Here is a 12,881-nt window from a genome sequence, read left to right as displayed (position 1 = left end):
TGGACGTAAAATTAACAATATGTGAATTGTTTCTCTTTATTTTCTTTCTCTGTAATAATTTATTATTACTGATTAAGCCGAAATTTTATTTAACTGCATTTATTGAATAATTAATAATTTTGATATTATTAAAATTTTATGAACTTCACAGGTTAGAGTGCTTCGATAATTTATAGCATTGAAATAGGCATAATCCATACTTCAAAAACGGATTTTTATCGATTACTCAATATCATAATTGCCGATTCTTTAAGGTAAATTTGTCGGTGTTTTTTCTTTAGTTGTCCGCAAAACCCTTATCAGATCAAATACCCGTATTGATACAAAGGGGTTAAGGTAGCGACCCAACCAAATTTGTTTTATCCTGAGCAGTTAATAGCAGCAATTTTTGCTGATGGCATAAAATAGGAATGATAAATTTGTGTATAGGCTTACCCTATATGCTCAAAAAATCGTTCAGAAAATAGAAAAGTGAGAATGCAATGGGTATTCGTATCGTTCCTAAAGAAGAGTTAGGACAAGAAAGATTAAAAGAAAAAGGCATTGGTTTTATTCCGCCAGTACTGTTCCCTAACTTAAAAAGCTTATACCAACGTCGAGCTGAGAGACTGAAAGAGCTAGGTATTGGGGAACATCCTTTTGCTGATTATCTTAGCTTTGCAGCTGAAGTGGCAACTGCACAACATAATGCACAGCATGATAATCCACTAGATATTGATATGACAGTAGTTTTAGAGCGTTCAATTCATACTAATAATCCGCCGTTGGATGCTAAAACGCTGCCTCGTACAACACATTGGCATAAATTATTAAAATCAATAATTGCAGAATTAATGCCAGTTGTTCCTGAATCTGTACGTCCAGCGCTCGAAAATTTAGATAAGGCATCTGAAAATGAATTAGAGGCCATGGCAACAGCGTTATTAAATGAAGAGTTTGAAAAGGTACCTGCAGATAAGTCTATGTTTATCTGGGCCGCGCTTTCTGTTTATTGGGCGCAAATGGCGGCGAATATTCCAGGTAAAGCGCGTGCAGAACACGGTGATCATCGTCATTTTTGCCCTGTGTGTAATAGCATGCCTGTTTCTAGCATCGTTCAAATTGGGACTTCTCAAGGTCTACGCTATTTACACTGTAACTTGTGTGAAACTGAATGGCACATGGTGAGAGTGAAGTGCAGCAATTGCGAGCAAACAGGTAAGTTAAACTATTGGTCTCTTGATGATGAAAATGCGGCGGTGAAGGCGGAAAGTTGCGGCGATTGCGGCAGTTATCTTAAAATTCTTTACCAAGAAAAAGAAGCCAAAGTGGAAGCCGTTGCGGATGATTTAGCCTCAATTATTCTTGATGCGCGTATGGAAGAAGAAGGCTTTGCTCGTAGCAGTATTAACCCATTCCTGTTTCCTGGCGAAAAGTAAGTTGTAAAAGAGAATAGTGACTATGGTGGAAGCAAACTTAGCGTTATATCGACAATTACCCTCAATTGACAAACTATTGCAGCTTGATGAAGTGCAAATATTGGTTGAACAGTCGGGGTTGCATTGGGTCACCACGTGTTTACGTGAAATGCAGGAACAAGCGCGAAAGTGTATCTCTCAGCAGGGACAGCTACCAGATTGGCATATTGACTGGCTAAAAGAACTCGCTAAACGCCACGATGAATTAGGCCAAAGTGCATTAAAAAATGTCTTTAATCTAACGGGAACGGTTTTGCATACCAATCTTGGGCGAGCAGTGATGTCCAAAACAGCGATTGACGCAGTTAGCAAAGCGATGAGTTCATCTGTCACATTAGAATATTCTCTTGATGGCGCAATGCGTGGTCATCGGGATCGCGCAATTGCAGACTTACTTTGCGAGCTCACAGGCGCAGAGGATGCTTGTATTGTAAATAATAATGCCGCAGCAGTTTTATTGTTGCTTGCAACGGTGGCAAATGGTCAGCAAGTGATTGTTTCTCGCGGTGAGTTGGTTGAAATTGGCGGTGCTTTTCGTGTGCCAGATGTAATGTCTCAAGCGGGTTGCCAACTGGTTGAAGTGGGTACCACTAATCGTACTCACTTACGTGATTACGAAAATGCGATTAATGAGCACACCGCACTATTAATGAAGGTGCATACCAGTAACTATAGCATTGAAGGCTTCACCGCTGAGGTTGAAGGTCATGAACTGGCTGAGTTAGGCAAAAAATACCAGCTTCCCACAGCAATTGATTTAGGCAGTGGTTCCATGATTGATATGACGGCATATGGTTTGCCTGAGGAGCCTATGCCTCATACTTATCTCACTCAAGGTGTTGATTTGGTTTCTATTTCAGGAGATAAACTGCTAGGAGGCCCACAAGCAGGTATCATTCTTGGAAAGAAAAAATGGATCGATGCTATACAAAAACATCCGTTAAAACGTGCATTGCGAGTCGACAAAATGACGTTAGCGGCACTGGAAGCGACATTAAAGCTCTATCTTACCCCTGAAAAACTGACTAATGATTTACCGACATTACGTTGGTTAACGCGTGACCCTGAGACAATTCGTCGTAGTGCAGATAATGTGTTAGTGGCTTTACAGGCATTCTATGGTGACAAGTTTATCGTTGAAATTGAACCTTGCTTGTCACAAATTGGTAGTGGCTCATTACCTATTGATAGATTGCCAAGCTTTGCGATTACCTTTGCGCCTCTCAATGGTAAAGGCGGTACACTGGAGCAGTTAGCGTCTCATTGGCGTCAACTATCTGAACCTGTGATTGGACGAATGAAAGATGGGAAACTGTGGCTAGATTTGCGCTGCCTCGATGATGAACATACATTATTACAGGTTTTACTTTCATGATTTTCGCAACTGCAGGCCATGTTGACCATGGAAAAACATCATTAATTCAACTAATTACAGGCGTAAATACTGCGCATCTTCCAGAAGAGAAAAAGCGTGGGATGACTATCGATTTGGGCTATGCCTATTGGCCTCAACGTGATGGTAGTGCTATTGGTTTTATTGATGTTCCAGGGCATGAAAAGTTCTTAGCTAATATGTTGGCGGGAATCGGCGGGATTAATCATGCACTTCTCGTCGTGGCGTGTGATGATGGCGTGATGGCGCAAACTCTTGAGCACTTGTCTATTTTAAGGCTTGCAGGTTGCCAAGATCTTACGGTTATTTTAACGAAAGCAGACCGCGCTGATGATTTACGTATCGAACAGGTGGCTGAACAGGTTAAAGCTGAATTATCTCAACAAGGTTGGTCTAATGCGACTTTGTTTATCACCTCGACCCTAGATGGCCGCGGTATTGATGCATTACGCGAATACTTGCAGCAGTTACATCAGCAAAGTGGAACACATGAAAATTTACAACGCCGTTTTCGCTTAGCGATAGACCGTGTTTTCCATGTTAAAGGTGCAGGGATTGTTGTTACAGGAACGGCCCTTGCAGGCCAAGTTCAAGTCGGCGGCTCATTGTGGGTGACAGGCGCAGATAAGCAAGTGCGCGTTAGGGGGATCCATAGGCAAAATCAACCTGCAGATTTTGCACAGGCGGGTGACCGTGTTGCATTAAATCTTTCAGGTGATATTGATAAAGAAGATATCACCCGAGGTGATTGGTTACTGGCCGAAAAACCTGCATTTATTGCTAATCGTGTGATTGTTGAACTGGAGTGTGACTCGCTAATTAAGCATTGGCAGCCTGTCCACTTATACCATGGTGCAAGTCATATCACTGGGCGAGTTTCTTTATTGGTTGATCAAGGGGAAACACCTGTTCTTGCCGAGTTAATTTTAGATACCCCATTATGGTTAGCTGATAATGACCGATTGATTATTCGAGATATCAGTGCCCGCCAAACATTAGGGGGGGCTAGAGTGCTCAGATTAACCTCTCCTCGTCGAGGAAAGCGCCTTCCAGAATTTTTAGATTGGTTAGCTTTATTGTCGAAAGAAGATGATGAGCTAACGCATTTCAAGTTGCAACTTCCTCAAGGTGAATTAAACCTACAAGATTATGGTTGGGCTAGGCAGTTAACAGGTGATGCACTTGAAAACATATTAGTGCAAACGGATGCAGAACATGTTGGAAATAGCGTTCTCTCTGCGTTTAAAGCACAAACTGCGAAAGACCGATTAATTCAAACTCTTGAAAAATTTAATGAAGTACATAGCGACCAGATAGGCGTTGGAAAAGCGCGTTTAAAACGTATGGCACTGCCTTCAATGAGTGATGCGTTAGTTTTCAAATTAATTAATGACTTGATTGAAAATGGAACGATTAAGCAAACGCGCGGTTGGTTGCATATGCCGCAGCATGGACTTATTTTTGATGCCCAGCAGGAAGTGATTTGGCAACAAATTTTCCCTTTATTGACGCGCAATGAGGCATGGTGGGTACGTGATTTAGCAGTAGAAACTGGGAATGAAGAAGAGGCTATGCGCCGAGTACTCAAAAAAGCGGCTCAAATGGGGTTAATTACTGCTATCGTTCGTGATCGTTATTATAGCCATGAGCAAATTAATCATTTCGCATCACTAATCCACCGTCATTGTTTGGAAAATGACGTCATTTTTGCTGCTGATTTTCGTAATGAGTTAGGGATTGGTCGAAAACTTGCGATACAAATTCTTGAGTTTTTTGACAAAAGCGGTTTTACTCGTCGTAAAGGCGATGGTCACTATTTACGAGATAAAGGCATTTTCGTTGAATAAATTGAGTGTTTTGATCCGCTATAGTGGTGCCTCATAGCAAACCCCTCATATTAAACTTGTGGTAAAACTGATGAAGAAAAAGTTATTTGCAGGCTTTTATCTAGCATTGATCTTTATTGGCTCTCTTTTCTTGGTGTTTGAGAAAGGTAGCGTGATTTATCCTGCACTCATATCGCTCAGTGTATATGCTGTGTTATTTGGTATTTTAATGGTATTAACCGCACGCTGGTTATTTTCTGTCGTAATTACCAGTACCCTGTTTATTATCATAAAATTCCTAAATCAGTTAAAAGTCCATTATTACAAAGAACAGCTTTTCTTCACTGATATTAATATTATGACAGACACCTCTAATATGGGCACGTTAAGCCATTATTGGTTAGCAGGTGTTGCGCTAGTTGGGCTATTAATTCTACTGGTCGTTAATGGTGCCATTAGTTGGCGTTTAATTAAGTCGAGCAAATCACATGTTTCACGCATTTTAGGTGTGATACTGGTTGTTGTGGGTTATTTTGGCGCTAATTTTGCTAGCTCCCATTATTATGACCGATGGTCCCAGACGTTGCCAAAAGGCCGCGGGACTGTGACTAATATCATTATGTCCGCAAAAAATTCCAGTTACCAATCTCCTGAGTTTGTGGGTACCGCTGACTACTTTATCGAAAAAGCGGCGACAGTCTCATTAAACAATAGCACCTCGTCAGAAAAGCCAGACATTGTTTTATTACTGCAAGAATCAACGGTTGACCCGCACATTTATGATTTGCCAGAAGGCACGAAACTCCCTAATTTATTTATGTTCCAGCAGGATGCTGGGGTCACTGCTCATAGTCAAATGCGAGTCCAAACCTTTGGTGGTGGCACTTGGTTATCTGAGTTTTCAGCGTTAACTGGGTTAAATAGTGATGATTTCGGGGCACAAAAAAGTGGTGTGTTTTACTTTATTGTCGATAACTTGAAAAATAGCTTATTTAAAGAAATGAAAGCCAATGGTTATTATACTGTTGTGCTGACGCCATTTAATAAAGGGGCTTATCATTCGGGTCATGCATATGAAACATTAGGCGTGGATAGAATTATTCAGCCCCAGGAACTTGGCTACCCAGGGAAATTACAAGATAATCTATGGACTATTAGCACGGACGACATGCTGAAGTACGTCAAAGAAATCTTAGCAAAAGAAACGGATAAGCCAGTCTTTATTTTCTCTTTAACCATGTATGAACATGGGCCTTATAAAGAAACACATAGTGATGATTTCGGTATAAAAGATAAAATTAAGCATCAAGATGCAGCTGGTGAATTTAGCCACTATATGGAAAAAATTACCGCGTCCGATGGGGCGATGCGAGATTTCGCTGAGTTTATTGATAAGCGCGACCGCCCGTTAATGTTTTTATATTTTGGGGACCATCAACCAGGTATTAGCCTAAATCAGTACGATTCACCATTTTCATCCCCTGCGTATTTAACGCAATTTACATTGCGGGACAATTTAAAATCAGGTACTGCAATCAAAACAGGGGAATTAACCGATATTTCATTCTTGGGTGGAATTTTGCTGGAAAGAGCAAACTTAAAGATTTCTCCATTCTATGAAGCAAATATCAAAATGCGTCATTTATGTGATGGTAAGCTCAATGATTGTGAAGACCAAAAATTGTTAGATAGTTACCGTAATTACATTTATCGCACATTGGAAGCGGCAGATAAAAGCGGTACTCAATAAATTGTGATGATTGGCCGCAGGTTGGAGCAAACTTGCGGCTTTCTTTTATGTCGATTTTTGAAATCTTAATACTTCCTTAAAATTCACTGCTTTTTTACACATTATTATTCTAACCATAAAACCATTCACTGTTTTTTTTGTCTTAAATTAAGTTAATTTTTTCTGTGAAACTTGGTGCTCTATTGAGCTTTGTGAATGGTTTAATGCTAGAAGACGATAAATATGAAATACTTGGTCACGGGAAGTGCGGGTTTTATTGGTTTTAGATTGTGTCAGCGTTTATTAGAAAATGGGCATGAAGTCGTTGGAATTGATAACCTAAATGCCTATTACGATCAGGGCCTTAAACAATCTCGTTTACATTTATTAGAGCAACACCCCTTATTTCGCTTTATTCACCTTGATTTGACGGATCGTGAAACGGTCAGAGTACTATGTACCCAAGAGCAGTTTGACCGAGTGATCCACCTTGCCGCTCAAGCTGGTGTGCGTTACTCGTTAGAAAATCCATTTGCTTACGCGGACAGCAACTTAACTGGGCATTTATCGATTTTAGAAGGCTGCCGTCAAGCGAAAGTGAAGCATCTGGTGTATGCTTCTTCTAGTTCTGTGTACGGTGTGACGGATAATGCGCCATTTACCACGGACATGCCTACAGATCACCCCATTTCATTGTATGCCGCAACAAAGAAAGCCAATGAATTAATGTCCCATTCCTATTCACACCTATATCAGTTACCAACAACAGGTTTGCGCTTCTTTACGGTATATGGGCCATGGGGACGTCCTGATATGGCGTTATTTAAATTTACTAAAGCCATTTTAGCGGGCGAAGCTATTGATGTTTATAATAACGGCAATCTGAGCCGTGATTTCACTTTTGTTGATGATATTGTCGAAGGGGTGATACGAATTTCCGATATAATCCCTCAAGCAGACCCAAACAATCATTCGACATCACCAGCGCAAAGCAGCGCACCGTATCGCATCTATAATATTGGTAACGGCCAGCCCGTTAAGTTGATTGAGTTTATTTCTGCGTTAGAAAAAGCCCTTGGAAAAGAAGCAATTAAAAACTTTTTACCGATGCAAGCTGGGGATGTGTACACAACGTGGGCAGATACTGAAGACCTGTTTAATGTAACAGGTTATCGCCCACAGGTTTCTATTGAACAGGGTGTTCAGGCGTTTGTTGATTGGTATCGTTCTTATTACCATCAATAATATCAACAACCTGTAATATCCGTAGCAGGATTTGAGAGGCAAGTTTGAAAATAGCAATCGCAGGAACCGGCTACGTCGGTCTATCTAACGCCATGTTACTGTCACAACACCACGAAGTGGTTGCTGTGGACATCATTCCCGAAAAAGTGGCGATGTTAAACAACCACCAATCACCCATTGTCGACACGGAGATTGAGCAGTTTTTAACGGAAAAAACACTGAATTTCCGCGCCACGGAAGATAAAGTGGAAGCTTATACGGGTGCGCAGTACGTTATTGTTGCTACACCAACAGACTATGACCCAAAAACTAACTATTTCAATACTAAATCGGTGGAATCGGTTATTCATGATGTAAATGAAATCAACCCAACCGCCACGATTATCGTGAAATCGACCATTCCTGTCGGCTTTACCGCACGTTTACGGGAAGAATTTGGTTATACCAACGTGATTTTCTCTCCAGAATTTCTACGTGAGGGCCGCGCATTATGGGATAACTTGCACCCGTCCCGTATTGTGGTCGGTGAGCGTTCTGAGCGCGCGCAAATTTTTGCCGATTTACTACTTGAAGGCGCCATCAAAAAAGATGTTCCGGTGTTATTTACTGATGGAACTGAAGCCGAAGCCATTAAGTTGTTCGCTAACACTTACTTAGCGATGCGAGTGGCGTATTTTAATGAGCTAGACACTTACGCAGAAAGCCGCGGTTTAAATGCACGCCAAATTATTGAAGGTGTTTCGTTAGACCCGCGTATTGGCAGTCATTATAATAACCCATCATTCGGTTACGGCGGTTATTGTTTACCGAAAGATACCAAGCAATTGCTCGCTAACTACGATGATGTGCCGAACAACCTGATTAACGCGATTGTCGAATCCAACCGCACGCGTAAAGACTTCATTTCGGACGCAATTATTGCCAAAGCACCACGTAAAGTCGGTGTCTATCGCTTAGTGATGAAAGCAGGGTCAGATAATTTCCGTGCTTCTGCGGTGCAGGGCATCATGAAGCGCATCAAAGCCAAAGGCATTGAAGTGGTGGTGTATGAGCCTGTGATGAAAGAAACCGAGTTTTTCCGTTCAAAAGTGGTCAATGACTTAGCGGAATTTAAAGCCCAGTGCGACATCATTTTGGCTAACCGTATGGTGCCTGAAATCGAAGATGTGGCAGATAAAGTGTATACCCGTGATTTATTTGGTAATGACTAAATATTAATAGTAAGAATGGGTTGGCAGTTTGCCAGCCTATTTTTCACCTTTTCCTTCCTAAAAACCGCTCATTTTGTGCGGTATTCCACAACTTCTTTATTTTTGAACCATTTTTGCAAGAATCGCTAAGAAATGTCTTTTTTCATTTGTTAGCATCCGCCGATTGATTAAAAAGCGGGCGCTCTGTCATGCAAAAAATTATAAAAAAACAAAGAGGTGACTTCATAACTTACCAAAAAGCAGGTGAAATTGATTTTTGGCAAGTCATGACTGACTATATTGATGGACGAATTGTTGGTAAAGATTTAGGCAGTGGAAATGCAGAACGAAGTGTCGAACGTATTCAACTAAATGGCCAAAATTATATTATCAAATGTGAAAAAGAGCGGGATAAACGCATTGAAAAAAGAGTAATGCGTATGTTATCTGGCCCATTTTATTCACGTTTATTAATGCGTTTAGTCTCCGCACAAAATCAGGGCTGCACTGTTACAAATGACATCTATTTTGTGGCAGAAAAAATGCAATGCCGTGAATCAGTTGAAACGTGGATTATTGCTGAATATGTTGAAGGAACTGTCCTATCAGAATTGGATGATCTAACACCTTATTATGCTGAAATGAAATCGGTTATCGACCAACTTCATCGCTATGGTTTATCTTCTAATGATATTCATGCAGGAAACTTTGTTTTGACAGAGAATGGACTGAAAGTGATTGATTTGTCTGATTACGGAAATTTAACCATATGTAAAGCAAATGATTTAATCGCCTTAAAACGTTTTTATGGTATTGAGCCAGACAAAAAAAACGGGGCTTATCGGTTTATTCGTTTTAGGGATAACTTTCGCCATTGGTCTAGAAAGTTGCGAGGTAAGAAAACTCGGTTATAGACTAAATTGAGTTTTCTTATCGGTGAATTTATGGGTTTAATTGATAAAGTGCATCTAAAAACTCAGGGATAAAGCTACCAGTACCGCGACAGCGCTGTGTCGCTGTTTCCCCTGCCTGTTTCATTAGTGCACAAGCGGTTGCAACATGTTGTAGCCTATCACCAGATAGCGCACAGCTAGCGGCAACGACAGCGGATAGTGCGCATCCCGTCCCAACTACGCGAGTCATTAAAATATCCCCGCCTGCGATAGCAATTGTGCGTTTGCCATCAGTGACATAATCAATTTCGCCACTGATGGCGACAATGGTATTCGCTTGTTTGGCCAGTGATTTTGCTGCAGGAAGGGCATCATTTGTGGAGTTTAGGGAGTCTACCCCTCGACCACCGAGACTGTTACCTGCTAATGCCATAATTTCGGATGCATTGCCCCGAATTGCAGCAGGTTTAAGGCCAAGAAGCTCATGACAGAAGCGGGTACGAAAAGTGAGAGCACCAACAGCAACAGGGTCAAGAACCCAAGGTTTTTCCGCGGTATTTGCACTATGTACAGCGCGTTTCATTGCTTGTTGCCTATCCGTCGTGAGTGTTCCCACATTAATTAATAAACTGTTTGCTATGGCAGCAAATTGCTCAGCTTCTTCAGGTTCAATGACCATGGCAGGGGAACAATTTAGCGCTAACAGAACATTTGCGGTAAAGGTTTGAACGACATCATTGGTCATGCAGTGAACGAGAGGAGATTTGCTGTGAAGTTGCTGTAATATCGGTGATATTACAGTATCGTTGATATGTTCAAATTCGCTCATGATCCCCTCATTTTGCGTGATAGAGTATAAAATAGTGGATTTATTCTACACTCTATCTCTCTTAATGAAAGAAGTCGTTAATCTGAAAGGTAATTTTCCATTACCATTCCCCCAGCACCTTGTGCGACAATTTCATAAGAGTCATTAGCTGCATAAATACGTGTTTTGATATGAGGGAAGGCGGCTAATTTTTCTTCAACGGACTTTTTCGTCATCTCAAAGAAATGATTTTTTGGTGTTAAGGTTCCACCACAAACAACGACATCTGCTTGAGTCGTTAAAATAGCATTCGCGATAGCGATTCCATAATAATAAGCCGCTTCTTCAAGAGCTTCGAGACAAATGGTGTCGTTTAATGTCAGCGCTTGGAAAATTGTGTGGTAGTTAATATCTGCTTCATTATTAACAAGATCATTAATGACCGAGCTTTTACCTAATCGGAGTTGTTGGATCACCCGAGATTTTATGGCGGACAACGAGCTGTATTGCTTTAAACAGCCAAACGAGCCACATTCACAGCGTTGCCCATTAATATCAATCGTTGTATGGCCAAATGCCTGCGCAGTGCTAATTGGTGCGGGTGCGTAATGATTATTGATGATCGTGCAACTGCGAATGTCCGTGTCGCAGGTGGTAAATAAAAATCGTTGGCTATCAGACGTATAATGTAAACGGTATTCGGCGAATGCGGCAAAACTGATCCCGCTTCCCAGTAGCACAAAGCACGGTACTTTTTGCGTGATGTAGTTATAGAGCCCTTTGATGCGCGAGTTATATTGATGATAGGGGAGTTTGTCACGCTCTAAAATATGGTCGATAGCAATGCCGATACCGAGCAGGTTTTCTACACTTAGTTGATGTCCTGCAAGGAGGGTGTCAACTTTACTAAGCAGATGATCGAGCATGTTCTCAGCCGTTTCAAGGTGCTCATATTTGACTTTCACCATCCCTAGAATTTCGAGTTTTAGGTTTTGTAAAACAATAGTGGAATAGATATCACTCATTTCAATGCCAACAAGGTAACCATCCGCAGGGTTGATACTGTACAAAATGGGCTTACGTCCTCCAGTGGATTCACCCAGCTCAGAGGTTGAAATTAATTGGCATTTACTCAGCTCATCTAGCAATCTTGCACAGGTGGCTGGCTTCATACTCGCGAGTGTAGCGAGCATCTCGGCTCGAATTGGCCCGTGATTGAGAACTAATCGGTAAAGCACTTTCAGTTTTTGTGTTTTTGAATTTTTTGAGGTGCGAAATTCATTTAATAATGTATGTAACAAGCGCCCCACTCCTTTTCGTTCCAACCATTAGGCTTAAGATTAGCAAATCTATATATAAAGTTCTGCATTATGCCGCACATCATACCTAAAATCTTTTTCTTAAAATGAGATTAAGATCGCTGTTCTGTTTCTAAATTACGCTATGATCGATTTCAACAATCAGTATTCGATTTTAATTTGGAGATAGCCATGCACCAGACGAAAGATATTTTAGAAAGCCTGAAATTTATTCAGTCACGTACGGAATTAAAGCCAACTGTTGGGATTATTTTAGGCTCTGGATTGGGCCCATTTGCAGATACGCTAGAGAATGCGGTTCATATTCCTTATAGCGAAGTGCCTCATTTTGCTAAGTCTGAGGCTGTTGGCCATGCGAATGAATTAGTGATTGGTACGATTGCTGGCAAAACGGTAGTTGCGATGAAAGGCCGTTTTCACTATTACGAAGGTTTTTCATTAGACCAAGTGACTTTCCCTGTGCGTTTGATGAAAGCACTCGGTGTTGAAAAATTAATTATCACTAACGCCTGTGGCGCGGTAAATACCGATTTTAACCCAGGTGACCTGATGATTATTACCGATCACATTAACCTGACAGCAAATAATCCATTAATGGGGCCGAATAACCCTGAGTTGGGTGTTCGTTTCTTGGATGTGAGCGAGGTATACAACAAAGAGTTACGCCAAACAATCAAAGATGTTGCTTCTGAACAGGGTGTTTCTGTACGTGAAGGGGTTTACGCATGGTGGACAGGCCCGACTTACGAAACACCAGCGGAAATTCGCATGATCAGAACATTAGGGGCTGATGCAGTCGGTATGTCGACAGTACCAGAAGCATTAGTTGCACATCATTCACAAATTAAAACCGTAGGAATTTCCTGCTTAACTAATATGGCATGCGGAATTTTGGAACAACCATTAAGCCATGATGAAGTGATTGAAACCGCAGAAAAAGTGAAAGCGACATTCTTGAAACTCGTCACGGGTGTGATTGCGCGTTTCTAATTTAAAGACTCTTTTTCTCAAAATAAAATAA

At 41.1% G+C, this 12,881-nt stretch carries 10 protein-coding genes; 8 read left to right on the top strand and 2 right to left on the bottom strand.

The genetic code is table 11. The annotated features are described in order from the left end of the window. The first annotated feature begins 482 nt into the window (after positions 1 to 482). The 7 genes from fdhE (at position 483) to M1F05_RS21000 (ending at position 9,754) form a co-directional block, all read left to right on the top strand. A complete protein-coding gene (fdhE, locus tag M1F05_RS21030) occupies positions 483 to 1,418 on the top strand; it encodes a formate dehydrogenase accessory protein FdhE (RefSeq protein ID WP_206085656.1) in 936 nt (311 codons plus the stop codon). Between the two features lie 22 nt (positions 1,419 to 1,440). Beyond that, on the top strand, positions 1,441 to 2,832 hold the full coding sequence (selA, locus tag M1F05_RS21025; protein ID WP_206085658.1) for an L-seryl-tRNA(Sec) selenium transferase: 1,392 nt from the start codon (positions 1,441 to 1,443) through the stop codon (positions 2,830 to 2,832). Beyond that, positions 2,829 to 4,697: a selenocysteine-specific translation elongation factor gene (gene selB, locus M1F05_RS21020; RefSeq protein ID WP_206085660.1), complete on the top strand. Its 1,869-nt coding sequence runs from the start codon at positions 2,829 to 2,831 to the stop codon at positions 4,695 to 4,697. Before selA ends, selB begins: the two co-directional genes overlap by 4 nt. A 70-nt stretch (positions 4,698 to 4,767) precedes the next feature. Then, a complete protein-coding gene (locus M1F05_RS21015; protein WP_206085662.1) occupies positions 4,768 to 6,426 on the top strand; it encodes an LTA synthase family protein in 1,659 nt (552 codons plus the stop codon). Between the two features lie 222 nt (positions 6,427 to 6,648). Next, on the top strand, positions 6,649 to 7,650 hold the full coding sequence (locus M1F05_RS21010) for an NAD-dependent epimerase (protein ID WP_206085664.1): 1,002 nt from the start codon (positions 6,649 to 6,651) through the stop codon (positions 7,648 to 7,650). A 44-nt stretch (positions 7,651 to 7,694) separates the two neighbouring features. Next, complete coding sequence (locus tag M1F05_RS21005) at positions 7,695 to 8,861, top strand: nucleotide sugar dehydrogenase (protein WP_206085674.1); 1,167 nt, start codon at positions 7,695 to 7,697, stop codon at positions 8,859 to 8,861. Positions 8,862 to 9,049: 188 nt separating this feature from the next. Next, positions 9,050 to 9,754: a lipopolysaccharide core heptose(II) kinase RfaY gene (locus M1F05_RS21000; RefSeq protein ID WP_206085676.1), complete on the top strand. Its 705-nt coding sequence runs from the start codon at positions 9,050 to 9,052 to the stop codon at positions 9,752 to 9,754. 28 nt (positions 9,755 to 9,782) lie between these two features. Here the strand turns inward: M1F05_RS21000 and thiM are convergent, their stop codons facing one another. Next, positions 9,783 to 10,562 carry a hydroxyethylthiazole kinase gene (gene thiM / locus M1F05_RS20995; RefSeq protein WP_272516349.1) on the bottom strand — a complete coding sequence of 260 codons (780 nt, stop codon included), beginning with the start codon at positions 10,560 to 10,562 and terminating at the stop codon, positions 9,783 to 9,785. A gap of 77 nt (positions 10,563 to 10,639) precedes the next feature. After that, a complete protein-coding gene (locus tag M1F05_RS20990) occupies positions 10,640 to 11,842 on the bottom strand; it encodes an ROK family protein (protein ID WP_241016880.1) in 1,203 nt (400 codons plus the stop codon). A gap of 189 nt (positions 11,843 to 12,031) precedes the next feature. Here M1F05_RS20990 and M1F05_RS20985 point away from each other — a divergent pair, with 189 nt between their 5' ends. Next, positions 12,032 to 12,850, top strand: coding sequence for a purine-nucleoside phosphorylase (locus tag M1F05_RS20985; RefSeq protein ID WP_206085679.1), 819 nt, complete (start codon positions 12,032 to 12,034; stop codon positions 12,848 to 12,850). Positions 12,851 to 12,881 lie beyond the last annotated feature (31 nt).

It is taken from the genome of Providencia sp. PROV252 (genome assembly GCF_033676005.1).
GTDB classification, from domain to species: Bacteria; Pseudomonadota; Gammaproteobacteria; order Enterobacterales; family Enterobacteriaceae; genus Providencia; species Providencia vermicola.
This window is presented reverse-complemented; position numbering and strand designations above follow the sequence as displayed.

Excerpts from the sequence above, each read along its gene's own strand:
- selB (WP_206085660.1), top strand. The coding sequence starts at position 2,829 with ATGATTTTCGCAACTGCAGGCCATGTTGACCATGGAAAAACATCATTA.
- M1F05_RS21015 (WP_206085662.1), top strand. The coding sequence starts at position 4,768 with ATGAAGAAAAAGTTATTTGCAGGCTTTTATCTAGCATTGATCTTTATT.
- M1F05_RS21010 (WP_206085664.1), top strand. The coding sequence starts at position 6,649 with ATGAAATACTTGGTCACGGGAAGTGCGGGTTTTATTGGTTTTAGATTG.
- M1F05_RS21000 (WP_206085676.1), top strand. The coding sequence starts at position 9,050 with ATGCAAAAAATTATAAAAAAACAAAGAGGTGACTTCATAACTTACCAA.
- M1F05_RS20985 (WP_206085679.1), top strand. The coding sequence starts at position 12,032 with ATGCACCAGACGAAAGATATTTTAGAAAGCCTGAAATTTATTCAGTCA.
- thiM (WP_272516349.1), bottom strand. The coding sequence starts at position 10,562 with ATGAGCGAATTTGAACATATCAACGATACTGTAATATCACCGATATTA.
- fdhE (WP_206085656.1), top strand. The coding sequence starts at position 483 with ATGGGTATTCGTATCGTTCCTAAAGAAGAGTTAGGACAAGAAAGATTA.
- selA (WP_206085658.1), top strand. The coding sequence starts at position 1,441 with ATGGTGGAAGCAAACTTAGCGTTATATCGACAATTACCCTCAATTGAC.